This is a genomic window from Rhodococcus sp. T7 (genome assembly GCF_009872365.1).
Taxonomy (GTDB): domain Bacteria; phylum Actinomycetota; class Actinomycetes; order Mycobacteriales; family Mycobacteriaceae; genus Rhodococcus_F.
Genome location: NZ_WXYH01000332.1, coordinates 1 through 24,462 on the forward strand (window position 1 = coordinate 1; position 24,462 = coordinate 24,462).

Consider the following 24,462-nt stretch of genomic DNA (forward strand, 5'->3'; position numbering starts at 1 on the left):
GCCTTTTTGGTAGCTGGAGCAACCAGAAAGGCGCACGGGCGGCGAAGCCGCCTACTCCGGTGCGTCGATGTTCAACTCGTCCGGGTGCGCGCCGACGCGGGCGCCGTCGTCCATCGTCTCGATCTCGCTGAGGTCCTGCTCGCTGAGTTCGAAATCGAACACGTCGATGTTCTCGCGGATCCGCGACTCGTGGACCGACTTGGGGATGACGATCAGCCCGCTCTGCAGATGCCAGCGGATCAGCACCTGGGCCGGGGATTTGCTGTGCCGGTCGCCGATGCGGGTGATGATCGGATCGGTGAGCAGGATGTTCGGCTTGGAGTCGTCGCCCCAGCCCGAGTTGCTGGTGCCGCCGAGCGGGCTCCACGATTCGACGGCGATGCCGTGCTCGACGGCGAATCCCCGGACCTCTTGCTGGGCCAGATGCGGATGCAACTCCACCTGGTCGACCGCCGGGACGACGCCGCCCCGGTCGATCAGCAACTGCAGGTGACGCGGCTCGAAATTGCACACGCCGATCGCCTTGGCGCGCCCGGACTCGGCGATCTTCTCCAGCGCATCCCAGGTGCGGAGGATGCGGTCGTCGTCCTGCAGCGGCCAGTGGATCAGGTACAGGTCGACGTAGTCGACACCGAGGCGTCCGAGGCTGGCGTCGAACGCCTTCAACGCCGGCTCGTAGCCCTGGTCCGAGTTCCACAACTTGGTGGTGAGGAAAATGTCCTCGCGCGGGACTCCCGAGTTCGCGATGCCGCGGCCGACGCCCTCCTCGTTGCCGTACGCGGCGGCTGTGTCGATGTGCCGGTAGCCCGCCTCGTCCAGGGCGAACCCGACGGCGTGTTCGGTCTCGTCGTTGTCGGCCTGCCAGACCCCCAAGCCGAGTTGGGGGACGATGGTTCCGGAATTCAGCACGATGCTGGGTACTCGAGGACTCATGCTGTCCAGGCTATCGACTGGGTACATGCGCCGCCTGGCATCATGCGGAGGTGACCCGAATTCGGCTACTGGCGACGGACCTCGACGGCACCCTGCTGCGATCGGACCGCACGATCTCCCCGCGCACCGCCCAGGCCATGGAGGATGCGCGACGGTCGGGGGTCGAGGTGGTGTGGGCCACGGCCCGTGCCCGGCATTCGGTGCACGAACTCGCGCAGTCGTGCGGATTCCGCGGCAAGGCGATCTGCGCGAACGGTGCCGTCGTCCTCGACCTGGCCGACGGAACCCCGGTGATCACGGCGACGACGACCATCGCGATGGCGTCGGCCGCGGCGGCGATGGACCGGGTGCGGACGCTGATGCCCGGCGTGGTGTTCGCGAACGTCGGCCCGACGCGGTTCGTCGCCGAACCGGCGTACGCGGCGTTGTGCGAGTTCGCCGACCACCACCGGCATCCGCACGAGATGACGCTGTCGGAACTGCTGCCCGACATGGACGAGCCGATGGTGAAGATCGTCGCCCGGCACCCCGAGGTGCCCAGCGCCGCCCTGTTCCGCGCGGCGGTGGCCGCCGGCGTCGACGGCGTCGAGCTGACGCATTCCGGTGCGCCGTACGTCGAGATGGCGGCGTCCGGTGTGTCCAAGGCGAGCGCCCTCGCCGCACTGTGCGCCGTCGACGGGATCACCACGGCAGAGGTCGCGGTCGCCGGCGACGCCATCAACGACGTCCCGATGCTGACGTGGGCAGGCACGGCACTGTGCCCGTCGAACGCGCTGCCCGAAGTCCTCGCCCTCGCCGACCACGTCCTGCCCAGCAACGACGAGGACGGGGTCGCCAGCTATCTGGAGGGGCTGGCGGGCGCTCCGCACCCGTGAGCCTTTCTGGTTGCTGGAGCTACCAAAAAGGCGCACGGGCGGCGGAGCCGCCTACAGCCCCGCCGCCGTCGCCAGGTGGGGGAGGAACTCCCGCGGCTGCCCGAAGAGCTGTGCACTCCCGTGGGCGCGTTTGAAGTACAACTGCGCGTCGTGCTCCCAGGTGATGGCGATGCCGCCGTGCAGTTGGATGGCCTCGGCCGCGACCTGTTGCAGCGCCTCGGAGCAGTACACCTTCGCGACGACGGCATCGTCGTGCGTCCCCGACAGCGCCGCCGCGTACGACATCGACCGGGCCGTCTCGACGAGCGCGTACATGTCGGCCATGCGGTGCTTCAGCGCCTGGAACGATCCGATGGCACGCCCGAACTGCTTGCGCGACTTCGCATATTCGACCGTCTGTTCCAGCGCCGCCGTCGCCGCGCCGACCTGCTCGGCCGACAGCGCGACCAGTGCGATCGTGCGCACCTGCTCGACGAGGTCGGTGGGGGAGACCAACCGACGCGCCGCGACACCGTCGAACGTCACCTCCGACAGCGACCGCGTCGGGTCCATCGCCGGCACCCGACGCCGGGTGACACCGTCGGCCGCCGGGTCGACCTCGAACAGTCCGTCGGACGTGAGGACCAGCAGCACGTCCGCGACGTCACCGCCGAGGACGTACGACGCCGTCCCGGACAGCGTCTCGCCCGACGCCGTCACGCCGAAGTCGCTCCACCCGTCCGGACCTGCCCAGCACAGTGCCGCCACCGAGCCCGCCGCGATGGCGGGGAGTAGCCGGGCGCACGCGTCGTCGTCCCCCGACAGCACCAGCGCCTGCGCGGCCAGCACAGCGCTGCCGAGCATCGGCGACGGCGTCAGCCTGCGACCCAGTTCCTCCTGCACCACATGGACTTCCAGCAGTGATGCGCCGACACCGTCGTATTTCTCCGGGACCGCGAGCGCGGCGACGCCGATCTGCTCGCACAATTTCGACCACAGGGACTCGTCGTAACCGTGTTCGGTGGTGATCGCCCGGCGGACGGCGGCGGAGTCGGAATGCTTGCCGAGCAGGTCCCGCACCGACTCCCGCAGCGCGGCCCGTTCCTCGTTGTCGAAACTCACGATGCCTCCACCAGTGAATCGACGACGCGCCCGCGGTGGAAGGCCGGTGTGCCCCACGCGGACACGAGCGCGCGGACCTTCGTCAGCCACAGCGACAGGTCGTGCTCCTGCGTGTACCCGATGGCGCCGTGCACTTGGAGCGCCACCCGCGCCGCCCGGTACGCGGCATCCCCGCACGCCACCTTCGCGGCCGACACGTCCCGCGACGCGTCGGCGGACCCGTCCCGCACGGCCAGCGCGGCACCGTGCAGCAGCGGCCGCGACATCTCCAGCCCGACAGCCACTTCCGCGAGGTGATGCTTGATGGCCTGGAACTGTCCGATCACCTTGCCGAACTGCTTGCGCTGCTTGGCGTAATCGGTGGTGACGTCGAGCAGGGTCTGCCCGAGACCCTGCAGTTGCGCCGCGGTCGCGAGTGCGCCGAGGTCGAACGCCGGCGCGAAATCGACGTCGCCCAGCGCGTCACCGGCGGTGAGCGGGAACAGTCGCCTCGACTGATCCACGGACCTCTGCGCGTTGCCGGGCGCGCCGATACTCACGGTCGCACCGTCGACGAGCAGGACCATTTCGGCCGAGTCCGCGTCCACGGCGAACGGCACGTGCGGCGCCGCGGCCACGGTGGTGAGGGACCCGGATGCCAATGCCGCCAAACGGTCCGGGGACACCTGCGCGAGAAGGGCCGGTGCGACGGCGAGGGTCTCGGCCACCGGCCCCGGGACCGCATGGCGTCCGAGTTGTTCGACGGCCACCACGAGGTCGACGGCGTCGGCGCCGAGTCCGTCGTGTTCCTCGGACACCAGCAGTCCGTTCACGCCCGTCTCGGCGAGGCGCTGCCACACCTTCAGGCCGGGGCCGGTGTCGCCGGTGTTCCACGACCGGATCACCGCAGGCATGTCGGCCTTCGACAGCAGTGCGTCGATACTCGACGCGAAGTCCGTCCGGGAGGAGTCGAGTGTGAATCTCATCGGTCTGCCTTCGGTAGGCCGAGCAGCCGCTCGGCGATCACGTTCTTCTGAATCTCGTTGGTGCCGGCATAGAGCGGACCGGAGAGGGAGAACAGGTAGCCGTCCATCCAGTTGTCGGCGAGCTCCGCCGACGGGCCCTGCAGCTCGAGCGCGGTCTCGTGGGTGGTGATGTCCCACTCCGACCAGAACACCTTGTTGATCGACGACTCGGCGCCGAGCTGTCCGCCGTCGGCGAGCCAGGTGACGGTCCCGAACGTGCTGAGCTGGTACGCGCGGGCGCCGATCCAGGCGTCGGCGACCCGATTGCGCAGCGCGGTGTCGTCGGTGCGGCCGCTGTCCCGGAACAGCGCGACGAGCCGGTCCACCGTGGCGAGGAACCGTCCGGGGCTGCGCAGCGACAGCCCGCGTTCGTTCGACGCCGTGCTCATCGCGACCCGCCAGCCCTCGTTCACGCCGCCGATCACACCCGACTCTCCGGGGTTCGCAGGGTCGTCCGGGACGAAGACGTCCTCGAGGAAGATCTCCGCGAAGCCGGGTTCGCCGTCGAGCTGATCGATCGGGCGGACGGTGACACCCTGCGACCGCAGGTCGAACATGAAATACGTGATGCCCTTGTGGCGCTGGGCATCCGGGTCGGACCGGAACAGCCCGAAACCCCAGTCCGCGAAGCTCGCGCGCGAACTCCACGTCTTCTGCCCGTTCAGCACCCAGCCGCCGTCAACGCGGCGGGCGGTGGAGCGGAGCGACGCGAGGTCGCTGCCCGACTCGGGTTCCGACCACGCCTGCGCCCAGATGTCGTCGGCGCGGGCCATGCGCGGCATGATCCGGGCCAACTGCTCGGTGTCGGCATGCTCGAACAGCGTCGGGGCGAGCAGGAAGATGCCGTTCTGGCTGACGCGTCCCGGCGCGCCGGAGCGGTAGTACTCCTCCTCGAACACCACCCACTCCAGCAGGGACGCGTCCCGGCCGCCGAGTTCCTCCGGCCACGACACCACGGACAGCCGCGCGTCGGCGAGGGTGCGCTCCCACCGGCGGTGCGCCTCGAACCCCTCGGCCGTGTCCATCGACGGCAGCGGTTCGGCGGGAACGTTGGCCTTCAGGAACGCCCGGACCTCGTCGCGGAAGGCGAGGGTGGCGTCGTCGTACTCCAGATCCACTTACTTGGCCCCGTTCTCGTTGCGGGCGCTCGCCGCCATCGACTTGGCGTCCATGCCGCCGAGGGAATCCGAGTCGACCTCGGCGTTGTGTGCGTGCGCGAAGTGATGCAGTCCGAACACCGAATCCATCCCGTTACGCATGCCCATCTGGTCTTCGCACTGGTTGACGGCCTTCTTGGTGAGCGCGAGACCGAACCGGGGCATCGCGGCGATGCGGCCGGCGATCGCCAGGGTCTCCGTTTCGAGGTCCTCGCGCGGCACGACGCGGTTGACCATCCCCACCTCGTACGCGCGCTGCGCGGTGAACCGGTCACCGGTGTAGAGGATTTCCTTCGCGAACCGCGGTCCCAGCATCCACGGGTGCGCGAAGTACTCGACCCCGGGAATGCCCATACGTACGACCGGATCGGAGAAGAAGGCGTCGTCGGACGCGACGATCAGGTCGCACACCCACGCCAGCATCAGACCGCCGGCGATGCAGGCGCCCTGGATCATCGCGATCGTCGGCTTCGGGATCTCCCGCCACCGCCGGCACATCCCCAGGTACACCTCCATCTCGCGGGCGTAGCGCTGGTCGCCGCCGGGCTTGTCGACGTGGTCCCACCACATCACGGCCTTGTTGTCGTAACGGACGTGATGGTCGCGGCCCGGGGTACCGATGTCGTGCCCGGCGCTGAAGTGCTTTCCGTTGCCCGCGAGGACGATCACCTTCACGTTGTCGTCCTCGACGGCCCGCTCGAACGCGGCGTCGAGGGCGTACGTCATCACCGAGTTCTGGGCGTTGCGGTAATCGGGGCGGTTGAGCGTCACGAACGCGACACCGTCGCGCACGTCGTAGGTGACGACGTCACCCTCGTCCGGAACCGTCATTTCTTCTCCTCACGCAGAACGTTTTTCATGACCTTCCCGGAGGGGTTCCGGGGCAGGGAGTCGACGAAGCGCACCGAGCGGGGCACCTTGAAGTTGGCGAGGCGCTCCTTGCAGAACGCGATCACGTCGTCCTCGGCGAGCGCGGTACCCGCCTTCGCCACGACGAACGCGCGCCCGACCTCGCCCATCCGCTGGTCGGGAACACCGATGACGGCAGACTCCGCGACACCGTCGAGCCTGGCAAGGGCGTTCTCCACCTCAGCGGGATACACGTTGAACCCGCCGGAGATGTACATGTCCTTGAGACGGTCGGTGATGTCGACGTACCCGCGGTCGTCGAGCGTCCCGACGTCGCCGGTGTGCAGCCAGCCGTCGGCGTCGATGGTCTTGGCCGTCGATTCGGGGTCGTCGAGATAACCGAGCATCACGTTCTCGCCGCGCACCAGGATCTCGCCGTGGTCGCCGATCCGGACCTCCATCCCGGGGATCGCGCGACCGGACGTGGTCGAGACGGTCACCGGGTCGTCGTCGGTCCGGCACATGGTGACCACCACGGCCTCGGTCTGGCCGTAGGCGGTGAGGACGGCGTCGAAGCTGAGTTCCGACTGCATGCGTTCCACCAGCGCGACGGGCACGGCGGCCGCACCGGTGATCGCGACCCGCAGGCTGGACAGGTCGTACTTCGGGCGGTCGGGGTGGTCGAGGATCGACTGGAAGATCGTCGGGGCACCGGGCAGCACGGTGATCTGCTCGTCGTGCACGGTCGCCATCACCTTCGGCACGTCGAACACGGCCATCGGCACCACCGTGGCGCCGTTCAGCAGGCACACCAGGAAGCCGGCCTTGTAGCCGAAGGTGTGGAAGAACGGGTTGATGATGAGGTAGTTGTCGTCCGACGTCACGTCCGCGCACTCGCCCCACGCCCGGGCGATGCCCACCGACTGCCGGTGCGCGCTCATCACCCCCTTGCTCCGGCCCGTGGTGCCCGAGGTGAACATGACGTCGGAGACGTCGTCGGGGGAGACGGCGGCCGCGCGGGCGTCGGCCTCGGCGCGGGTGTCCTCGTCGGCGAGGGCGAGGAAGTCGTCGAAGTCGACGACACCCGGGGTCGGGGCGTCGCCGCCGTCGACCGGCACGCGGACGACCGTCGGCAGGTCGAGGGTGCTCGACTCGTCGCGCAGCAACGCGTACCGGTCGGTGCCGAGGAAGTTGCCCGCGACGACGAGCGCGGTCGTCTTGGTGCGCTCGAGGATGTCGAGGGTCTCCGGTGCGGTGTACCGGGTGTTGATCGGGACGAGCGTCGCGCCGGCGTAGTGGATGCCGAGCGCCGCGACCACCCAGTGATACGTGTTGGGCGACCACACCGCGACGTGGTCGCCGGGCCGCACGTCCTGTGAGCAGAGTGCGGCGGCGAAATCGCGGACACGGTCATGCAGTTGTGTGAAGGTCAGACGGACGTCGCCGTCGGACACCGCCGGAAGCTCGCCGTATGCACGCGCGGCGTGGATGACGGCGGACGGGATGGTTCTCGGATGTTCGGTCACTGGGCTCCCTACCTACCTAGCAAGTGCTTGGTAGGTTATCTTACAGACGTGGACCAGAGCGAGAGCCCGGACGGGCTGATCACCGACGACGACTTCGCCGAGAGCGTCAGAACGTGGCTGAACAACAACCTGACCGGCGACTTCGCCCGACTGAAGGGCAAGGGTGGCCCCGGCAGCGAGCACGAGTTCTTCGAGGAACGGCTCGCCTGGGACCGGCACCTGGCCGCCGCCGGATGGACGTGCCTCGGCTGGCCGAAGGAACACGGCGGACGCGGCGCCACGCTGGCGCAGCAGGTCGTGTTCCACCAGGAATACGCGAAGGCGGGGGGACCGGCCCGCGTCAGCCACGTCGGCGAGGAACTGCTCGGGCCTACGCTCGTCGCGTTCGGCACCGAGGAACAGAAACGACGCTTCCTGCCCGGGATCAACACCGTCACCGAACTGTGGGCGCAGGGCTACTCCGAGCCCGGCGCCGGCTCCGACCTCGCCAACGTCGCGACCACTGCACGGCTCGACGGCGACAGGTGGGTGATCAACGGCCAGAAGGTATGGACGTCGCTCGCGCACGTCGCGCAGTGGGCGTTCGTGCTGTGCCGCACGGAACCCGGGTCGAAGCGGCACCAGGGACTGAGCTTCCTGCTGGTGCCCCTCGACCAGCCCGGCGTTACTGTCCGGCCCATCCAGCAACTCACCGGCACGTCCGAGTTCAACGAGGTGTTCTTCGACGACGCCGTCACCGACGCCGACCTGGTGGTCGGCGAACCCGGCGACGGCTGGCGGGTCGCGATGGGACTGCTTACCTTCGAACGCGGTGTGTCCACACTCGGGCAGCAGATCGGATTCGCCCGCGAACTGCAGGGCGTCGTCGACCTCGCGAAAGCCACCGGCGCGGCATCCGACCCGAACATTCGCGAGAAGATCGCCCGCGCCTGGGTGGGACTGCGGGTGATGCGCGCCCACGCCCTGCGGACCCTCGAGGCCGTCGACGCCGGAACGTCCGGGCCCGAGGCGTCCGTCGCGAAACTGCTGTGGGCCAATTGGCACCGCGACCTCGGGCAGCTCGCGATGGAGGTGCAGGGCGCGTCGTCACTCCTCGCCCCCGTCGAACCGGCGTCCGACGTCACCGACCCCGAACATCTCGAACTCGGCGAATGGCAACGGCTGTTCCTGTTCACCCGCGCCGACACCATCTACGGCGGATCCAACGAGATCCAGCGCAACATCATCTCCGAGCGCGTGCTCGGACTCCCCCGAGAGGCACGACCGTGACCAAACCCGCACCGCTCGCCACCGCACCCGTCGAGACACCGGGCCACGACCTGCTGAAAGGAAAGAAGGTCGTGGTCACCGCCGCCGCGGGCACCGGCATCGGCTTCGCATCCGCGCGTCGTGCCCTGCTCGAGGGTGCCGACGTCCTGGTGTCGGACTGGCACGAACGCCGCCTCACCGAGACGAAGGAGAAACTGGCCGCGGAATTTCCCGGGCAGGCCGTCGAGGCGCTGACGTGCGACGTGTCGAGCACCGACCAGGTGGACGCGCTGATTTCCGGGGCGGCCGACAGCCTGGGCCGGATCGACGTCCTCGTCAACAACGCCGGACTCGGCGGCGAGACGCCGCTCGTCGACATGACCGACGAGGAATGGGACCGCGTCCTCGACATCACCCTGAACGGCACGTTCCGCGCCACCCGCGCCGCGCTGCGCTACTTCAAGGGCGTGGAGCACAACGGCGTCCTCGTCAACAACGCGTCCGTCCTCGGCTGGCGGGCGCAGCACTCGCAGGCCCACTACGCGGCGGCGAAGGCCGGTGTCATGGCCCTCACCCGGTGCAGCGCGATCGAGGCCGCCGATTACGGGGTCCGGATCAACGCCGTCGCACCGTCCATCGCGCGGCACGCGTTCCTCGCCAAGGTCACCAGCGAGGAATTCCTCGACAAACTGGCGTCCGACGAGGCCTTCGGGCGCGCCGCCGAGGTGTGGGAAATCGCCGCCACCATCGCCATGCTCGCCAGCGACTACACCACCTACCTCACCGGCGAGGTCGTGTCGATCTCGTCGCAGCGGGCGTAGGCCGGCTTCGCCACCCGTGCGCCTTTCTGGTTGTTCCAGCTACCAAAAAGGCGCACGGGGCCGAAGGCCCTAGCAAGCGCTTGGTTGATAGGATGTGACGATGACTCCACCCCCCGAGGACACCACCGGCAAGTCCGGACGCAGGGCCGAACTCCTCGACATCGCGGCCACCCTCTTCGCCGAACGCGGCCTGCGGGCCACCACCGTCCGCGACATCGCCGACGCCGCGGGCATCCTGTCGGGCAGCCTGTACCACCACTTCGACTCCAAGGAGTCGATGGTCGACGAAATCCTACGGGGCTTCCTCGACGACCTGTTCGGCAAGTACCGCGAGATCGTCGCATCCGGACTCGACAGCCGCGCGACCCTCGAAGCGCTGGTCACCACGTCCTACGAGGCGATCGACGCGTCGCACTCGGCGGTCGCGATCTACCAGGACGAGGTGAAGCATCTCGTCGCCAACGAGCGCTTCACGTACCTGTCCGAACTGAACACCGAATTCCGCGACCTGTGGATGGGTGTGCTCGAGGCGGGGGTGAAGGACGGCAGCTTCCGGGCCGACATCGACGTCGAACTCGCCTTCCGCTTCCTCCGCGACACCGCCTGGGTCGCCGTCCGCTGGTACCGGCCCGGCGGTTCCGTCACGGTCGACACCGTGGCCAAGCAGTACCTCTCGATCGTCCTCGACGGACTTGCGAGTCCGTAACACCGACGACTCGGGAGTCCCCAACACTGACTAGGAGTTTCACATGACCGAGGCCTACATCGTCGACGCTGTTCGCACCCCGATCGGCAAGAGGAACGGTGGCCTGTCCGGCGTGCACCCAGCAGACCTGGGTGCGCACGTCATCAAGGCCGTCGTCGAGCGCACGGGCATCGACCCGGCTGGTGTCGACGACGTCGTCTTCGGTTGTGTCGACGCGATCGGCGGGCAGGCGGGCAACATCGCCCGCACCGCGTGGCTCGCCGCCGGCTACCCGGAAGAGGTCCCGGGTGTCACCGTCGACCGGCAGTGCGGGTCGAGCCAGCAGGCCGTCCACTTCGGGGCGCAGGCGATCCTCAGCGGCACCGCCGACCTGATCGTCGCCGGCGGTGTGCAGAACATGAGCCAGATCCCGATCGCCTCGGCGATGGTGGTCGGGCAGCAGTACGGATTCGACACCCCGTTCGGCGGATCGACGGGCTGGGCCGAACGCTACGGCGACCAGGAAGTGTCGCAGTTCCACGGCGCCGAACTGATCGCGGACAAGTGGGACATCAGCCGCGAGGCACTCGAACGCTGGGCGCTGCAGAGCCACGAGCGGGCGCGGACCGCCATCGCCGAAGGTCGCTTCGACCGCGAGATCGTGCCGGTCGGCGACTTCACCACCGACGAGGGTCCGCGGGAGACCAGCCTCGAGAAGATGGCGGCGCTGAAGACCCTCACCGACGGTGGTCGTCTCACCGCCGCGGTCGCGAGCCAGATCTCCGACGGCGCGAGCGCGGTGCTGCTGGCCTCACCGGAAGCGGTCGAGCGGTACGGCCTGACGCCCCGTGCCCGCATCCACCACCTCAGCGCCCGCGGCGCCGACCCGATCTTCATGCTCAGCGCGCCGATTCCCGCGACTCGCTACGCGCTGGAGAAGACCGGCCTGAGCATCGACGACATCGACCTCGTCGAGATCAACGAGGCCTTCGCGCCGGTGGTCCTCGCGTGGCTCGCGGAGACCGGCGCCGACCCGGCGAAGGTCAACGTCAACGGCGGTGCGATCGCCCTCGGCCACCCACTCGGCGCGACCGGCACGAAACTGATGGCGACGCTCCTCAACGAACTCGAACGCACCGGCGGCCGCTACGGCCTGCAGACCATCTGCGAAGGCGGCGGCACCGCGAATGCCACCATCATCGAACGCCTGTGAGTACTTCTTAACCGCCGGCGGTTAACAAGTACTCACGGGTGCGAAGCGCTACGCTCGAACAGGATAGAGACGAGTCCTGAACGGGGCCGTGATGCACGAATTGGCAATCACCCAGAGCGTCGTCAACGCCGTCTGCGAGACCGCCGCGGGACGGACGGTCCACAGCGTGCGGGTGCAGGTGGGGGCGCTGACTGCGGTGGTCGCCGATTCGATGCAGTTCTGTTTCGAACTGGTCACCGAAGGGACCGTCGCGCACGGTGCCCGTCTCGACATCGACCACACTCCGGGCGGTGCGCACTGCCGTGCATGCGGCGACGACTTCGTGCTCACGGACCTGGTGTTGCTGTGCCCGTGCGGAAGTGCGGACGTGGAGGTCACGTCGGGTCGGGAACTACGAATCCTCTCGATGGAAGTGAGCTGACGCAAATGTGTGCCACCTGTGGATGCGGAGACGAGACCGGGACCAGGATCACGGTGCCGCACGACCACGAGCACCCGCACGACCACGAGCACCCGCACGACCACGAGCACACTCACGAGCACCCCCACGACCAAGACCACGACCACGACCACCCACACACTCACGAACACCCCCACGAGCGCGCGACCGAGACGGTCACCCTCGAGCAGAAGGTGCTCGCGAAGAACGACCTCACGGCCGAGCGCAACCGGGGTTGGCTGGCGGGGCGCGGGGTGCTCGCCCTCAACGTGATGAGTTCGCCGGGGTCGGGGAAGACGACGCTGCTCGAACGCACCATCGCCGACATCGGCGGGCAGCGTCGGGTCTCGGTGGTGGAGGGCGATCAGGAGACGATGCTCGACGCCAACCGCATCAAGGCGACGGGATGTGCTGTGGTGCAGGTGAACACGGGAGCCGGGTGTCATCTCGACGCCGAGATGATGCGGGACGCGCTGACCGCCCTCGACCCCGAACCGAATTCGCTGCTGTTCGTCGAGAACGTGGGGAATCTCGTCTGTCCGGCACTGTTCGATCTCGGTGAGAAGAGCCGGGTGGTGGTGATCTCGGTGACCGAGGGGACGGACAAGCCGCTGAAGTATCCGCACATGTTCGCGGCGGCGAACCTGGTGATCGTGAACAAGGCGGACCTGTTGCCGTACGTGGACTTCGACGTCGACCTGTGCACGAAGTACGCCCGGTCGGTGAACCCCGACCTGCAGATGATCACATTGTCGGCGAAGACCGGTCAGGGCATCCAGCAGTGGTACGACTGGATCGCGAAGCAATGACGCCTTTACACGACGCGGCCGGACGACGCGGCGCGACGCGCCGGGGACCGTTGACATCCGCTCGGCGGCGGAGCTAAATAAATATCAGCGCCACGCAGGTGGGCCGACGGTCGACTCCGGTGGCGACAGGAGTTGTGTTCACTCCGGAAAGCGACCTGATATGCCGACACAGGAAGCAATCAACGCCGAGGACACCCTGATTCACGTGCTGTGGATCAATGCGGGACTCAGTTGCGACGGCGATTCGGTGGCCTTGACGGCTGCGACGCAGCCCAGTGTCGAGGAGATTGCCCTGGGAGCCCTGCCGGGCCTGCCCAAAGTGGCCGTGCACTGGCCGCTGATCGACTTCGAGAACGGTCCGGAGGGCGGCGCCGACGACTTCCTGGAGTGGTTCTGGAAGGCGGACCGCGGCGAACTCGAACCCTTCGTGCTGGTGGTGGAGGGTTCCATCCCGAACGAGCAACTTCACGACGAGGGTTACTGGTGCGGCTTCGGCAACAATCCCGAGACCGGTCAGCCGGTGACGACGAGTGAGTGGCTCGACCGTCTGGCACCGAAGGCGACGGCGATCGTCGCGGCGGGCACGTGCGCGACGTACGGCGGTATCCACGCGATGGCGGGCAATCCGACCGGTGCGATGGGTGTTCCCGATTATCTCGGCTGGGACTGGAAGTCGAAGGCGGGCATTCCGATCGTCTGCGTTCCCGGTTGCCCGATCCAGCCGGACAATCTGTCGGAGACGTTGACGTATCTCCTCTACATGGCCACCGAGCAGGCGCCCATGATCCCGCTCGACGACGCGCTGCGTCCGCAGTGGCTGTTCGGTGCCACGGTGCACGAGGGCTGCGACCGCGCCGGCTATTACGAGCAGGGTGATTTCGCCACCGAGTACGGCTCACCGAAGTGCATCGTGAAGCTGGGGTGCTGGGGTCCTGTCGTCAAGTGCAACGTCCCGAAGCGGGGCTGGATCAACGGTGTGGGTGGGTGCCCGAATGTGGGCGGTATCTGCATCGGGTGCACGATGCCGGGCTTCCCGGACAAGTTCATGCCGTTCATGGATGAACCGCCGGGCGGCAAACTCTCGACGACGGCGTCCGGGCTGTACGGCTCGGCCATTCGGAGTTTGCGCAAGATCACCAAGAACACGCTGGACAAAGAGCCGCACTGGCGCAGTCGCGGTACGAAACTGACCACGGGCGCGACACGCACCTGGTAGTCCCGCTCGGGGTCTCGGGCGGTGGTCCGCCGGCCTCGAACACTGAGAGGTACGTCGATGACAACGATCATTCCGGAACCTTCGCACAAGTCGGAATCCGACGGCCTGGTCGAGATGGCGTGGGACCCGATCACGCGCATCGTGGGCAGCCTGGGCATCTATACGAAGATCGACTTCAAGCAGAAGGAAGTCGTGGAGTGCCACAGCACTTCGTCGATCTTCCGAGGCTATTCGATCTTCATGAAGGGTAAGGACCCACGCGACGCCCACTTCATCACGAGCCGTATCTGCGGCATCTGTGGTGACAACCATGCGACGTGTTCGTGCTACACCCAGAACATGGCCTACGGTGTGAAACCCCCGAACATCGGCGAGTGGATCGTCAACCTCGGCGAGGCCGCGGAATACATGTTCGATCACAACATCTTTCAGGAGAACCTCGTCGGTGTGGACTTCTGCGAGAAGATGGTTTCCGAGACGAATCCGGGGGTGCTGGCGCAGGCCGAGAAGACCGAGGCGCCGCACGCCGGGGAACACGGCTACAAGACCATCGCCGACATCATGCGGTCGCTGAACCCGTTCACCGGTGAGTTCTACCGGGAGGCGTTGCAGGTCAGCCGGTGGACCCGAGAGATGTTCTGTCTCATGGAGGGTCGGCACGTTCACCCGTCCACCCTGTACCCGGGTGGCGTGGGAACGGTCGCGACGATTCAGCTGATGACCGACTACACGACGCGTCTGATGCGCTACGTGGAGTTCATGAAGAAGGTCGTGCCCATGCACGACGACCTGTTCGACTTCTTCTACGAGGCGATGCCCGGCTACGAGAAGGTCGGTCTGCGCCGGACCCTGCTCGGCTGCTGGGGGTCGTTCCAGGATCCGGCGGTGTGCAACTTCTCCTACAAGGACATGGAGAAGTGGGGTCGGGCGATGTTCGTGACGCCCGGCGTCGTGGTCGACGGAAAGCTGGTGACGACGTCCCTCGTCGACATCAACCTCGGCATCCGAATCCTGCTCGGCAGTTCGTATTACGACGACTGGACCGACCAGGAGATGTTCGTGAAGAACGATCCGCTGGGGAATCCGATCGACCGCAGGCACCCGTGGAACCAGCACACCAACCCGCACCCGCAGAAACGCGACATGGAGGACAAGTACAGCTGGGTGATGTCGCCGCGGTGGTTCGACGGCACCGATCACCTCGCACTGGACACCGGCGGCGGGCCGCTCGCCCGGCTCTGGAGTACGGCCCTCGCGGGCCTCGTCGACATCGGGTACGTGCAGTCGACGGGTCACAGCGTGAAGATCAACCTGCCGAAGACCGCGCTGAAGGGCCCGGTCGAGCTGGAATGGAAGATCCCGCAGTACGGCAGCAACACGATCGAGCGGGACCGGGCGCGGACCTACTTCCAGGCCTACGCGGCGGCGTGCGCGCTGCACTTCGCGGAGAAGGCGCTCGCCGAGATCCGCGCCGGGCACACGAAGACGTGGGAGAAGTTCGACGTCCCCGACGAGGGCATCGGCTGCGGCTTCACCGAGGCGGTGCGCGGAGTCCTGTCGCACCACATGGTGATTCGCGACGGCAAGATCGCGAACTATCATCCGTATCCGCCGACGCCGTGGAACGCCAACCCCCGCGACAGCTTCGGAACACCGGGGCCGTACGAGGACGCGGTGCAGGGTCAGCCGATCTTCGAGGAGAACGACCGGGAGCACTTCAAGGGCATCGACATCATGCGGACCGTCCGCAGTTTCGACCCCTGCCTGCCCTGCGGCGTGCACATGTATCTCGGTGAGGGAAAGACACTGGAGAAGCTGCATTCGCCGACCCAGTCCGTGACCGGCGAGTGACGGAGTACGCATGGAGAGTGGCGGATCGGAGACGTGGGGGAGTGACGAAGTAGTAGACGACCCCGATCGGTGGCGGACAGCCGGCGAACGGATCGACAGCCTGTTGGACGCGAGTTCGGCAGGTGGCTCGGTGGCCCGCGAGCGCGCCGAGCAACTGGTCCGGGAGGTGGTCGAACTCTACGGCGCCGGGTTGCAGCGTGTCCTGGACATCATCGGCGACCGCGACGACGACCTCATTGAGCGTCTCGCCTCCGACGAACTCGTGGCCAGCCTGCTCCTCGTGAACGGACTTCATCCGCACGACGTCGAGACGCGGGTTGCCACCGCCCTCGACAGCGTGCGCCCCTACCTGGGCTCCCACGGCGGTGACGTCGAACTGCTCGGTGTGGTGGACGGTGTGGTGCGGATACGGCTGACCGGAAGTTGTCAGAGTTGCCCGTCGTCGGCGGTGACGCTGGAACTCGCCGTCAAGGACGCCGTGCTGGCGGCCGCGCCGGAGACGGTGGACATCGAAGTGGTGGGCGCCACCCCCGCCGCCGGGTCCGGGCTGATCGCGGCGGAATCGCTGTTCTCCCATGTTCATCCGAACGGAATGGACGGGTCGACGGGCACCGGGACGTGGGTGTCGGTGCCCGAACTCGAGGAACTCACGCCCGGGGAGGTGGCCGGGTTCTCCGTCGCCGGACTCCCGGTCCTGGTGTGCCGGATCGGGGAGCAGTTGTTCGCCTACCGGGACCGGTGCGCCGCCTGCACCAACTCACTCGCCGGGGCCACGCTGCAACGCAGGGCGGGCGGGCAGGTGGGGGACGCGGTGCTGCGCTGCCCGTCGTGCAGGGCGCATTTCGACCCGCGTCGCGCGGGCCTGCGCCTGGACGGCGACGCGGGCGCCGAAACGCTCTCGCCGCTCCCGGTCCTCGTGCGCGACGGCGTCGTCTCCGTGGCCGTGCCCGCCGCGGAGGTGGCGTGATGAGCCCGTCGGGGAACGGGCTGCGCATTCTGCAGCGCATCGCGTCCGAGCGGCCCACACCGGTGGTCGGGGAACGGTGCGACATGTGTGCCGTGCCGATCGCCGACGCCCACCAGCACGTCGTGAACGTGCAGGACCGGCAACTGATGTGCGTGTGCCGCGGGTGCTACCTGCTGTTCACCGACGAAAAAGCCGAACTGCGGTTCCGGGCCGTCCCGGAACGCTACCTGTCGTTTCCGAACTTCGAACTCGCGCCCGGACGCTGGGACGAACTGCAGATCCCCGTTGGGCTCGCGTTCGTGTTCCGGAACTCGCTGCTGGCCAAGACCGTCGCGTTCTATCCCGGTCCGGCGGGCGCGACCGAATCGGAACTGCCCCTCGACGCCTGGGACGGTGTGCTCGCGGTGAACCCCGCGCTCGGCCAGCTGTCCGCCGACACGGAAGCCCTGTTGCTGCGGGTCCCCGAGCACGGTGAGGGCGACCCCGAGTGCTACCTCGTTCCGATCGACGCCTGTTACCAGTTGGTGGGCGAGTTGCGGCAGGTGTGGCGGGGGTTCGACGGCGGTCAGGACGCTCGCCGGGTCATCGACACGTTTTTCGACGACGTGCGGGCGCGCAGTCGCGTCGCGAAGGAGCCGACGTGACCGAATTGACGTTCCGTGTGGAAGACGTGTTCCCGGAACCGTTCGCGGTTGCGCCGAATCTCACTGCGCGGGTGGAGGTGACGGAGTCGAGCGGCGCTGTCGTGCACGCGATGGCCGTGCGGTGCCAGGTGCGCATCGACCCGCAGCGCCGCCGCTACACCGACACCGAGGTGGAGGGTCTGCTCGATCTGTTCGGGCCCCGCGAGCGGTGGACGTCGACACTCAAACCGTTCCAGTGGATGCAGACCAGCACCGTGGCGCAGGGGTTCACCGGGTCGAGCACGGTGGAGTTGCCGCTGCCGTGCACGTACGACTTCGAGGTGACGGCCTCGAAGTACCTGCACGCCCTGGACGAGGCCGGGTCGACGGTGCCGCTGGTGTTCCTGTTCAGCGGAACGGTCTTCACGCGAGGCGTCGCCGGGTTCGGCGTGGAACGGATTCCGTGGGACCGGGAATCGACGTACGACCTGCCGGTGGCGGTGTGGCGCGAACTCGTCCAGGCGCACTACCCGAACACGGGCTGGGTGCGCCTCGACCACGACACGCTGGCGGCACTGGCGAAATACAAGGCGGCGCACGGACTCCTCGGGCTGGACGTCGCCATCGCAAACCTGCTGCAGGGAGCCGGGGAGGTGATCGCATGATCTCCCCGGCGTCCCTGCAGCGAGTCCGGGCCGTGGCCGACGCGGTCCTCTACGAGGGCTACCTGCTGTATCCGTATCGTGCGAGTTCGTCGAAGAACCAATCGCGCTGGCAGTTCGGCGTCCTCGGACCGCCGGGTGCGGCGGAATCGGGGGTCGGCGAGGAACCGCGGCTGTCCTGTCAGACGCTGATGCGCCCCCGCGCGGGTCAGCGGTCCGGCGTCTCGGTGACCGTCCGCTTCCTGCAACTGCAGATGCGTGAGGTCGAGAAGGTTGCGGGGTCCGGTTTCGAGCCGGTCGAGGAACTCACCGTCGCCGGCCGCAGCTGGCTGTCGTGGGACGAGGCGGTGGAACGCGAGATCGACCTGGGCGCGGCGTACCCGGCCGAGGAGCTCGAGGACTGCCGGCTCGACGTGGACGTCGACGGGGGAGTGGACGTCGAGGAGTTGCGTGAGGAGGACGGCACCCTCGCCGGGCGCGTGGTGCGGACCAGGTGGCCGCTGCGCGCCGTCGTCCGCGTCGGCTCCGACCGGCACGACGGACTGGACGTGCTGCAGGTGTCGATCGAGAACGTGAAGATCGACGCGATCGGCACGTGGTCGAAGGACTCGGCCATCAGGCACTCGCTGATCGGGGCTCACCTGATGCTGGCCGCCGAGGGGGGCGAGTTCGTCTCCCTGCTCGAGCCGCCCGACGACGCCACGGATCTCGCGTCGACTTGCCATCAAGAACGCTGCTACCCCGTCCTGGCCGGGCTGGCGGGGGAGACGGACCTCGTCCTGGTGTCGCCGATCATCCTGTACGACCACCCGGAGGTGGCCGAGCAGAGCGACGGCGCCCTGTTCGACGCCACCGAGATCGACGAGATCCTCACCCTGCGCGTCATGACCCTGACCGAGGAGGAGAAGCGTCAGGCCCGCGCCACCGACCCACTCGCCGCCCAGATCATCGACCGCTGCGAGCAGATGTCGCCGGCGACACTGGCCCAGATGCACGGCGTCCTGCGGAACCCGCACTTCCCGAGCACCGACATCCCGGAGCAGCGCGGCCTCCCGGACATGGGGCTGGTCCCGGAACTGACCGACGACGTGCCGTGGTGGGATCCCGACGCCGACACCGCCGTGCGCCCCGACATCGACGGTGTGATCGTGAACGGCGTCCGGGTGGCGAAGGGCACCGTCGTGCGGATCCACCCCTCGCGCCGCGCCGACGCCCAGGACCTGTTCTTCGCGGGACAACTCGCTCGGGTGGTGACCGTGCACGCGGACGTCGACGGTGGCACCCACGTCGGCGTCGTGCTGGTCGACGACCCCGCCTCCGAGTTGCACGAGTGGTACGGCAGGTATCTGTACTTCGCCCCGGACGAGGTGGAGCCCGTATCGGCAGACACCGGAAAGGATGAACAGTCATGAAGATTCTCGGAGAGGCCACCACCGCCGCGCTGGCGTTGCTTGCGGTCGCCGGAGTGGCGGTCGCCGTCTTCTCGCTTCCCGACATCAAGCGGTACATGCGTATGCGCAAGATGTGAGGCCCCGTGACGGACAGGCGGGTACTGGTTGCCGGTGTGGGCAACATCTTCTTCGGCGACGACGGATTCGGTCCCGAGGTGCTGCGCGGTGTCGCGACGAGGCCGCTGCCGGCGGGAGTCAGGGCCGTCGATTTCGGCATCCGTGGAACACATCTGGCGTACGAACTGCTCGACGGCTGGGGTGCGTTGCTGCTGGTCGACGCGGTTCCCGATCGGGGTGAACCGGGGGCGTTGAGGGCGTTCGAGGTGGGCCCCGATTCGGTGCCCGCGGCGCCGCTCGACGCGCACAGCATGGATCCGGGGGCGGTGTTCGCCAGCCTCCGCGCGCTCGGCGGGACCCTGCCGCGGGCCGTGGTGCTGGGCTGCCAGGTGGAGAACACCGACGAGGGAATCGGGTTGTCACCGCGCGTCGCCGCCGCCGTCGCACCGGCCGTCGACGCCGTCTTCGAAATCGTGGACCAACTCCTGGCGCCTCACGCAGTGACGCTGCAACCGGAGAAGACGGAGGGCTGAATCGTGTGTCTCGGAATTCCCGGCCAGGTGGTGCGCATGCTGGAGGGCTACGGCAACCAACTCGCGCTCGTCGACGTCGTCGGTGAACAGCGCAAGGTGAACATCGGCATGCTGCCCGAGGACGTCAGCCTGGAACCGGGCGACTGGATCGTCATCCACATGGGATTCGCGATGGAGAAGGTGGACGAGGCAGGCGCCGAGAAGGCGATGGCGGGCCTGGAGATGATGGGACGCTCGCGGACGGCGGACGAAGGCTAGCTCTGTGTTTCGGCGTGACGGGGGTCCGGCGGTCCGGCGACGAAGTCACGCGCCCGATTCCAGCGGGCGTGGTAGCGCTCTCCGAAACGTGCCTGGGAGCGGGCGAGCCGGCGCGGCCGGGTCCCGTAGCGGCGGACCGCCCACCAGGAATCGGGCTTGGCCAGGCGGATCGCGCCGACGATCGCGACCGGCTGGAACACGATCCCCACGATCCCCGTCACGAACTTGCCCTTGAGCAGGCAGATGAGCGAGATGCCGAGTGAGATGAGCAGATAGCCGATCGACGTCCACCATTGCGCGGTGCCGATCTGCCCGCTCACGAGTTCGGCGCCCCCGATCATCAGACCGGTGATCATGAGCGCGCAGAAGATCGCGTCCACCGACTTCCGGCCGGACGTGCTCCAGTACACGTCGTCGAGGTGCACCCACAGCGCGAACTCGTCGAAGGTCAGCGCGAGACCGACCCCGAACAGTGCGGCGAAGACGTTGAGTGCGGTGCCCTCCGGGGTGGTCGCGATCAGTGCCAATCCCGCCAGCGTCATGAACATGATTCCGAAAACCTGGTGGTGCAGGTGCACTCCGCCGACCGTGATGTCGCCGATCAGACCGCCCCCAGGGTCCACGGCGTCGTCCGCGGGTTCCGCTCCTCGAGAGCGGATGCGTCGGGTGATGAGCCGGGTGACCACGAACGTCACCAGAACCGCGATGAACAGCCACATCACGGGATAGAGGACCACTATCCGGCTGTCGCCTTCGGTGTCCACGACGATCTCGGCGAGAAGGGCCATCTCGACACTCCGTCAGGTGGGGGAAATCGATCTCTATCCGGGTATACACCCCGACGGCGGACCGCAAACGACGTTCCGTCCACCGACTTCCCGCCGGACCTCGTCACGCCGGGAGGTTGTCGAGGGGACCGTGGCTGAACGTCGCGCCGGTCGCGGTGAGGAGGCGCGTGGGGTCGTACCAGTGGTCGCGGCCGATCAGGTCGAGGTGCCGTTCGGTGAGGCCGTGGCGGGTTCCGGCGGTGACGGCGTCGTCGAAGGTGAGAGAGCTGTCCGGCAGTCGCAGGCGGCCCGAGTCCGCGAGTGCCCGACCGAGTTGGCGGACGGTGACGGGGTCGGGATGGCAGGCGTGGAACACGTCGCCGGAATGTGCCGGGGCATGCGCGGCGAGGGTCGCAAGTAGGCGGGCGAGGTCCGTCGCCGCGACGACCGAGATCCGGGACCGCCCCTCGTCCACCCAGGCGCCCAGCGTCTCGAGGATCCGGATGAATCCGGGGACGAACCAGCGGTCGCCGGGGCCGTGGACGAATCCGGGCCGGACGACGCAACCGCCCGATTCGAGGACGCGGTGTTCAGCGGTCAGCCTGCTCGCGCTCAGCGCCGAAACGGGTGCGGGCGTGGCGTCGAACTCACCGATTCCGCCGTGCGGTCCGGGGCCGTACACGCCGATGGTGCTGACGTAGAGCACCCGGCGGATGCCGTTCCGCGCGGCGGCGGCCAGGAGGTTCTCGGTGCCGCCGACGTTCACCGCGGTGCAGTGCGCCGGGTCGCTGCCGGTGTAGGACGCGGCGTGGATCACGATGTCGGCGCCGGTGAGTGCCGTGGCGAGACTCGCCGGATCGGTCAGATCCGCCTGCACGGACAGAACGCCCGGAATGTCCTGTTTCGCGCGTGTGCGCGCGACCGCGGTGCACGGGGTCCCGGCCGATGCCAAGGCCCGCACGGCGGCGGACCCGATGAAGCCCGTCGCTCCCACGACCGCGACACGTAGAGGCGCAGAGGGTGTTCGACCGCGCTCGCTTTCGGTCGACGCTGGTACCGTCTCTCCGGGCAATGGGCGCGTGTTCCGTGCTTTCATCGTCTTCGTTCTTCTCTCATGCGGCAGGGAAAGGTGTGAACGTGGTTCAGCAGGCGCGTGCTGCGGCGACTCGACAGCAGATCGTCCGCGGGGCGGCGGAGATGTTCGAGAAGTCGGGTTTCGAAGGAGCCAGACTCGGCAACATCGTCGAGAACGCCGGAATCACGAAGGGGGCCTTGTACTTCCATTTCCGTTCGAAAGAGGATCTGGCGCGTTTCATCATCGGTGAGCAACACCGGATCTCCATCGCGTCGGTCGAGGCGATCGGCCGTGAGCAGGTGTCGGCGATCGAGCAGATCGTGATGCTGTGCCACGAAATGGCCCGGCAGATCGTGAACGACCCGATCGTGCGCGCCGGTATCCGGATCACCCTCGAACTCAGCGCCGACGACCAGGGCCCCGCGGATCCCTACCTCGACTGGATCAACAGTTGCGAGATGCTCGCCACCCGGGCCGTCGAGCAGGGTGACCTTCTCGCCGACATCGACCCGCCGCGGCTGGCGCGGTTCGTCATCGGCGCCTTCACCGGTGTCCAGACCGTCTCCCAGGTGTTGACGCAGCGCACGGACCTCGAACAGCGCGTCGACGACATGTGGGGGTTCCTGCTCCCCGGAGTCATGCCCGCGAGCCGGCATCAGGACATCGCCCGGATCCGGCGGGCCCGCTGGGTACCGGACGACGCCGACTAGCTGCGCGCGCACGCGCTCACCGCCGTAGGTGCGAGCGCCGCGGTTCCGCGCACGACCGCCACACCGCCCTGCCGTATCGACCCGGTGACGGACAACGCGCCGTCGTCCACCACGTCCAGCCGGATCGTGGTCCGTTCGTCGAGTTCGGCGAAACGGTGGAACGTGGCACCCAGCGACGCGAGGTGCGCGTCCGGTAGGCCGAGGCCGGCGCAGGCCGCCTGCCGGATCGCCTCGAGCAGCAGCATCCCGGGAATGTGATCGCACGGATGGTCGAACAGCACGGGGTGCGTGTGGTCGATCCGCAACTCCCATTCGTCCCTGGCGCGCTGCGGGCCGAGGACCACGTGCGCATCGTCGACGTGACCGACCAGCGCAGCCGGGCCGGGGGCGGGGCACCACGGCGCACCGATCGCCCGCGGGCCGCGCTCACCCCAGCGGGCGCGTGAGTAGGCGGCCGGGGGGAAAACCACCGCGTGCCCCGTCGCGGTCCCGGCGTCCTGTCCGTCGATCCGGAACCGTAGGTCCACGCGGAATGCGGCCAGCGCCCCGCCGCGGTACGCGTGCTCGGACACGGTCACCTCGACGACCACGTCTGCGGCCGCCGCACCCACCGCCAGCGCGCCGGGCACCGCGTGCACCGCGAGGTGCTGCATGACGAACCGGTTCGGCAGCGGGACGGAGAAGCGGGTGTGTCCCAGGTAGATGGCGGTCTGCCGGAGCGTTTCCGCCAGCAGCATGGTGTCGTAGTGCCCGTCCCTGGCGCGGTAGAAGCCGTGCAGGCGTGGCCACTGCGCGGCGACGACGAACCGATTCGGCATCCGCAGCGAGACGCAGTCGGTGAGGAAGACCTCGGCCACCGATTGGCGGTGCACGTACCTGCGGGGCACGGTCCGCTCGAACGACATCGGAGGAAGGGCATCGGGCACCGGACGGGAAATTCGCGCCACAACCCCATCTCCCCACAGAACCGGCCGGCCCGATGCCGCGGACCGCCCGAACTATAGAACACAGACCGCGCGGTCTGTGATGTGGGGAGTGCGTTGCTACCGGCCCTTCAAGCTGCCGATTCGAAGCGATCCGGGATTGTCGTCCTCGTCGAGGTCCTCTTCGATCTCGCGGACGTACTCCTTCGGGTCCTTGTCCGAGGTGTCCACCTCCGACAGGGTGCGGTGCACGAGGAAGTATTCGGCGAACCGCCGCCCGAGCGACTCGCGTAGGTCATCCGGGGCGGTCCGGAAATCGGCCAGGCCCTCCCGTTCCTCCTCGGCCATGTGCTCGTCGTTGGCGCGGCGCGTCCGGCCGACTGCCGCCCACCACTCCTCGGACAAGATGGGGTTCGCCGCCGCCGCCCGGACGCCGTCGCGGATGTCGTTGTGGTCCCCGATCGCGTCGAGGGTCTCCGCCTCCGCCTCATCGTCCTCGCCGACGCGGAGAAGCTGGGGATAGAAGATTTCCTCCTCCGCTGCAGCGTGCAGATCCAGGCGCTTCGCCAACGGCGTCCACACCGCCTCCACAGCAGTGATCTCCACCCGGCGCCGAGACTTCAATTCGTCCAGTGCGGCGAACTGCCGCCGGAACCACTCGTGGTCGTCGAAAATCAACTCGATGATGTCAGGCATGATCGATCCATCA

At 68.0% G+C, this 24,462-nt stretch carries 27 protein-coding genes; 17 read left to right on the top strand and 10 right to left on the bottom strand.

The window, feature by feature from the left end; translation table 11 throughout:
* Nucleotides 1-51: 51 nt before the first annotated feature.
* The gene (locus tag MLGJGCBP_RS29055) at nucleotides 52-933 is read right to left on the bottom strand and encodes an aldo/keto reductase (protein ID WP_160099950.1); all 882 of its coding nucleotides are present in this window, start codon (nucleotides 931-933) and stop codon (nucleotides 52-54) included.
* 50 nt (nucleotides 934-983) lie between these two features.
* On the opposite strand from MLGJGCBP_RS29055, the gene MLGJGCBP_RS29060 reads away from it, so the two are divergent.
* Nucleotides 984-1,808 (top strand): HAD family hydrolase, encoded by an 825-nt coding sequence (locus MLGJGCBP_RS29060; protein ID WP_160099876.1) that lies wholly within the window; start codon nucleotides 984-986, stop codon nucleotides 1,806-1,808.
* A 51-nt stretch (nucleotides 1,809-1,859) separates the two neighbouring features.
* Here MLGJGCBP_RS29060 and MLGJGCBP_RS29065 read toward each other — a convergent pair whose 3' ends face one another.
* Genes MLGJGCBP_RS29065 through fadD3 form a run of 5 tightly spaced genes read right to left on the bottom strand, consistent with a single transcriptional unit; the run spans nucleotide 1,860 to nucleotide 7,445 of the window.
* Complete coding sequence (locus tag MLGJGCBP_RS29065) at nucleotides 1,860-2,909, bottom strand: acyl-CoA dehydrogenase family protein (protein ID WP_160099878.1); 1,050 nt, start codon at nucleotides 2,907-2,909, stop codon at nucleotides 1,860-1,862.
* The gene (locus tag MLGJGCBP_RS29070; protein ID WP_160099880.1) at nucleotides 2,906-3,874 is read right to left on the bottom strand and encodes an acyl-CoA dehydrogenase family protein; all 969 of its coding nucleotides are present in this window, start codon (nucleotides 3,872-3,874) and stop codon (nucleotides 2,906-2,908) included. Before MLGJGCBP_RS29070 ends, MLGJGCBP_RS29065 begins: the two co-directional genes overlap by 4 nt.
* Nucleotides 3,871-5,031, bottom strand: coding sequence for an acyl-CoA dehydrogenase family protein (locus MLGJGCBP_RS29075; RefSeq protein ID WP_160099882.1), 1,161 nt, complete (start codon nucleotides 5,029-5,031; stop codon nucleotides 3,871-3,873). The genes MLGJGCBP_RS29070 and MLGJGCBP_RS29075 overlap by 4 nt, the downstream gene beginning before the upstream one ends.
* On the bottom strand, nucleotides 5,032-5,901 hold the full coding sequence (locus MLGJGCBP_RS29080) for an enoyl-CoA hydratase (protein WP_087558209.1): 870 nt from the start codon (nucleotides 5,899-5,901) through the stop codon (nucleotides 5,032-5,034).
* On the bottom strand, nucleotides 5,898-7,445 hold the full coding sequence (gene fadD3 / locus MLGJGCBP_RS29085; protein ID WP_160099884.1) for a 3-[(3aS,4S,7aS)-7a-methyl-1,5-dioxo-octahydro-1H-inden-4-yl]propanoyl:CoA ligase: 1,548 nt from the start codon (nucleotides 7,443-7,445) through the stop codon (nucleotides 5,898-5,900). The genes MLGJGCBP_RS29080 and fadD3 overlap by 4 nt, the downstream gene beginning before the upstream one ends.
* 48 nt (nucleotides 7,446-7,493) lie before the next feature.
* Here fadD3 and MLGJGCBP_RS29090 point away from each other — a divergent pair, with 48 nt between their 5' ends.
* The 15 genes from MLGJGCBP_RS29090 to MLGJGCBP_RS29155 all read left to right on the top strand — a co-directional run bounded on the left by MLGJGCBP_RS29090 (nucleotide 7,494) and on the right by MLGJGCBP_RS29155 (nucleotide 20,278).
* A complete protein-coding gene (locus tag MLGJGCBP_RS29090; protein WP_160099886.1) occupies nucleotides 7,494-8,714 on the top strand; it encodes an acyl-CoA dehydrogenase family protein in 1,221 nt (406 codons plus the stop codon).
* Complete coding sequence (locus MLGJGCBP_RS29095) at nucleotides 8,711-9,514, top strand: SDR family oxidoreductase (RefSeq protein ID WP_160099888.1); 804 nt, start codon at nucleotides 8,711-8,713, stop codon at nucleotides 9,512-9,514. Before MLGJGCBP_RS29090 ends, MLGJGCBP_RS29095 begins: the two co-directional genes overlap by 4 nt.
* Before the next feature lie 100 nt (nucleotides 9,515-9,614).
* The gene (locus MLGJGCBP_RS29100; RefSeq protein ID WP_124392148.1) at nucleotides 9,615-10,220 is read left to right on the top strand and encodes a TetR/AcrR family transcriptional regulator; all 606 of its coding nucleotides are present in this window, start codon (nucleotides 9,615-9,617) and stop codon (nucleotides 10,218-10,220) included.
* A 43-nt stretch (nucleotides 10,221-10,263) separates the two neighbouring features.
* Entirely contained in the window at nucleotides 10,264-11,412 is a 1,149-nt protein-coding gene (locus MLGJGCBP_RS29105) for an acetyl-CoA C-acetyltransferase (protein ID WP_160099890.1), read from the top strand.
* A gap of 91 nt (nucleotides 11,413-11,503) precedes the next feature.
* On the top strand, nucleotides 11,504-11,833 hold the full coding sequence (locus MLGJGCBP_RS29110) for a hydrogenase maturation nickel metallochaperone HypA/HybF (RefSeq protein WP_160099892.1): 330 nt from the start codon (nucleotides 11,504-11,506) through the stop codon (nucleotides 11,831-11,833).
* A 5-nt stretch (nucleotides 11,834-11,838) separates the two neighbouring features.
* Nucleotides 11,839-12,660, top strand: coding sequence for a hydrogenase nickel incorporation protein HypB (gene hypB, locus MLGJGCBP_RS29115; protein ID WP_160099894.1), 822 nt, complete (start codon nucleotides 11,839-11,841; stop codon nucleotides 12,658-12,660).
* A 160-nt stretch (nucleotides 12,661-12,820) separates the two neighbouring features.
* Entirely contained in the window at nucleotides 12,821-13,876 is a 1,056-nt protein-coding gene (locus tag MLGJGCBP_RS29120; RefSeq protein ID WP_012691718.1) for a hydrogenase expression protein HypE, read from the top strand.
* A 57-nt stretch (nucleotides 13,877-13,933) separates the two neighbouring features.
* Nucleotides 13,934-15,727, top strand: a complete 1,794-nt coding sequence (locus MLGJGCBP_RS29125) for a nickel-dependent hydrogenase large subunit (protein ID WP_087558201.1) — start codon at nucleotides 13,934-13,936, stop codon at nucleotides 15,725-15,727.
* 10 nt (nucleotides 15,728-15,737) lie between these two features.
* Nucleotides 15,738-16,694: a NifU family protein gene (locus MLGJGCBP_RS29130; protein ID WP_201453229.1), complete on the top strand. Its 957-nt coding sequence runs from the start codon at nucleotides 15,738-15,740 to the stop codon at nucleotides 16,692-16,694.
* Nucleotides 16,694-17,338, top strand: coding sequence for a DUF5947 family protein (locus MLGJGCBP_RS29135; protein ID WP_160099896.1), 645 nt, complete (start codon nucleotides 16,694-16,696; stop codon nucleotides 17,336-17,338). Before MLGJGCBP_RS29130 ends, MLGJGCBP_RS29135 begins: the two co-directional genes overlap by 1 nt.
* Nucleotides 17,335-17,982, top strand: a complete 648-nt coding sequence (locus tag MLGJGCBP_RS29140; protein ID WP_160099898.1) for a DUF6084 family protein — start codon at nucleotides 17,335-17,337, stop codon at nucleotides 17,980-17,982. Before MLGJGCBP_RS29135 ends, MLGJGCBP_RS29140 begins: the two co-directional genes overlap by 4 nt.
* The gene (locus tag MLGJGCBP_RS29145; protein ID WP_160099900.1) at nucleotides 17,979-19,391 is read left to right on the top strand and encodes a hypothetical protein; all 1,413 of its coding nucleotides are present in this window, start codon (nucleotides 17,979-17,981) and stop codon (nucleotides 19,389-19,391) included. Before MLGJGCBP_RS29140 ends, MLGJGCBP_RS29145 begins: the two co-directional genes overlap by 4 nt.
* Entirely contained in the window at nucleotides 19,388-19,507 is a 120-nt protein-coding gene (locus MLGJGCBP_RS54390; protein ID WP_373413944.1) for a DUF6893 family small protein, read from the top strand. The genes MLGJGCBP_RS29145 and MLGJGCBP_RS54390 overlap by 4 nt, the downstream gene beginning before the upstream one ends.
* Before the next feature lie 6 nt (nucleotides 19,508-19,513).
* Entirely contained in the window at nucleotides 19,514-20,020 is a 507-nt protein-coding gene (locus tag MLGJGCBP_RS29150; protein ID WP_160099902.1) for a hydrogenase maturation protease, read from the top strand.
* A 3-nt stretch (nucleotides 20,021-20,023) separates the two neighbouring features.
* Entirely contained in the window at nucleotides 20,024-20,278 is a 255-nt protein-coding gene (locus tag MLGJGCBP_RS29155; protein ID WP_087558196.1) for a HypC/HybG/HupF family hydrogenase formation chaperone, read from the top strand.
* Here the strand turns inward: MLGJGCBP_RS29155 and MLGJGCBP_RS29160 are convergent.
* Nucleotides 20,275-21,066, bottom strand: coding sequence for a hypothetical protein (locus MLGJGCBP_RS29160; RefSeq protein ID WP_160099904.1), 792 nt, complete (start codon nucleotides 21,064-21,066; stop codon nucleotides 20,275-20,277). The genes MLGJGCBP_RS29155 and MLGJGCBP_RS29160 overlap by 4 nt on opposite strands.
* A gap of 103 nt (nucleotides 21,067-21,169) precedes the next feature.
* A complete protein-coding gene (locus MLGJGCBP_RS29165) occupies nucleotides 21,170-22,141 on the bottom strand; it encodes an NAD-dependent epimerase/dehydratase family protein (protein ID WP_160099906.1) in 972 nt (323 codons plus the stop codon).
* Nucleotides 22,142-22,182: 41 nt separating this feature from the next.
* On the opposite strand from MLGJGCBP_RS29165, the gene MLGJGCBP_RS29170 reads away from it, so the two are divergent.
* Nucleotides 22,183-22,830 (top strand): ScbR family autoregulator-binding transcription factor, encoded by a 648-nt coding sequence (locus MLGJGCBP_RS29170; RefSeq protein WP_087558344.1) that lies wholly within the window; start codon nucleotides 22,183-22,185, stop codon nucleotides 22,828-22,830.
* On the opposite strand, the gene MLGJGCBP_RS29175 is transcribed toward MLGJGCBP_RS29170, so the two are convergent.
* Together MLGJGCBP_RS29175 and MLGJGCBP_RS29180 are read right to left on the bottom strand one after the other, a co-directional pair.
* On the bottom strand, nucleotides 22,827-23,777 hold the full coding sequence (locus tag MLGJGCBP_RS29175) for a ScbA/BarX family gamma-butyrolactone biosynthesis protein (RefSeq protein WP_160099908.1): 951 nt from the start codon (nucleotides 23,775-23,777) through the stop codon (nucleotides 22,827-22,829). The two genes, MLGJGCBP_RS29170 and MLGJGCBP_RS29175, sit on opposite strands and share 4 nt — an antisense overlap.
* Nucleotides 23,778-23,873: 96 nt before the next feature.
* On the bottom strand, nucleotides 23,874-24,449 hold the full coding sequence (locus MLGJGCBP_RS29180; RefSeq protein ID WP_160099910.1) for a hemerythrin domain-containing protein: 576 nt from the start codon (nucleotides 24,447-24,449) through the stop codon (nucleotides 23,874-23,876).
* Between the last annotated feature and the right edge of the window lie 13 nt (nucleotides 24,450-24,462).

What these genes read in the sequence shown, in the direction of transcription:
- MLGJGCBP_RS29105 (WP_160099890.1), top strand. Translation starts at nt 10,264, where the DNA reads ATGACCGAGGCCTACATCGTCGACGCTGTTCGCACCCCGATCGGCAAG.
- hypB (WP_160099894.1), top strand. Translation starts at nt 11,839, where the DNA reads ATGTGTGCCACCTGTGGATGCGGAGACGAGACCGGGACCAGGATCACG.
- MLGJGCBP_RS54390 (WP_373413944.1), top strand. Translation starts at nt 19,388, where the DNA reads ATGAAGATTCTCGGAGAGGCCACCACCGCCGCGCTGGCGTTGCTTGCG.
- MLGJGCBP_RS29080 (WP_087558209.1), bottom strand. Translation starts at nt 5,901, where the DNA reads ATGACGGTTCCGGACGAGGGTGACGTCGTCACCTACGACGTGCGCGAC.
- MLGJGCBP_RS29165 (WP_160099906.1), bottom strand. Translation starts at nt 22,141, where the DNA reads ATGAAAGCACGGAACACGCGCCCATTGCCCGGAGAGACGGTACCAGCG.
- MLGJGCBP_RS29110 (WP_160099892.1), top strand. Translation starts at nt 11,504, where the DNA reads ATGCACGAATTGGCAATCACCCAGAGCGTCGTCAACGCCGTCTGCGAG.
- MLGJGCBP_RS29055 (WP_160099950.1), bottom strand. Translation starts at nt 933, where the DNA reads ATGAGTCCTCGAGTACCCAGCATCGTGCTGAATTCCGGAACCATCGTC.
- MLGJGCBP_RS29130 (WP_201453229.1), top strand. Translation starts at nt 15,738, where the DNA reads ATGGAGAGTGGCGGATCGGAGACGTGGGGGAGTGACGAAGTAGTAGAC.
- MLGJGCBP_RS29180 (WP_160099910.1), bottom strand. Translation starts at nt 24,449, where the DNA reads ATGCCTGACATCATCGAGTTGATTTTCGACGACCACGAGTGGTTCCGG.
- MLGJGCBP_RS29100 (WP_124392148.1), top strand. Translation starts at nt 9,615, where the DNA reads ATGACTCCACCCCCCGAGGACACCACCGGCAAGTCCGGACGCAGGGCC.
- MLGJGCBP_RS29135 (WP_160099896.1), top strand. Translation starts at nt 16,694, where the DNA reads ATGAGCCCGTCGGGGAACGGGCTGCGCATTCTGCAGCGCATCGCGTCC.
- MLGJGCBP_RS29125 (WP_087558201.1), top strand. Translation starts at nt 13,934, where the DNA reads ATGACAACGATCATTCCGGAACCTTCGCACAAGTCGGAATCCGACGGC.
- MLGJGCBP_RS29160 (WP_160099904.1), bottom strand. Translation starts at nt 21,066, where the DNA reads ATGGCCCTTCTCGCCGAGATCGTCGTGGACACCGAAGGCGACAGCCGG.
- MLGJGCBP_RS29145 (WP_160099900.1), top strand. Translation starts at nt 17,979, where the DNA reads ATGATCTCCCCGGCGTCCCTGCAGCGAGTCCGGGCCGTGGCCGACGCG.
- MLGJGCBP_RS29120 (WP_012691718.1), top strand. Translation starts at nt 12,821, where the DNA reads ATGCCGACACAGGAAGCAATCAACGCCGAGGACACCCTGATTCACGTG.
- MLGJGCBP_RS29070 (WP_160099880.1), bottom strand. Translation starts at nt 3,874, where the DNA reads ATGAGATTCACACTCGACTCCTCCCGGACGGACTTCGCGTCGAGTATC.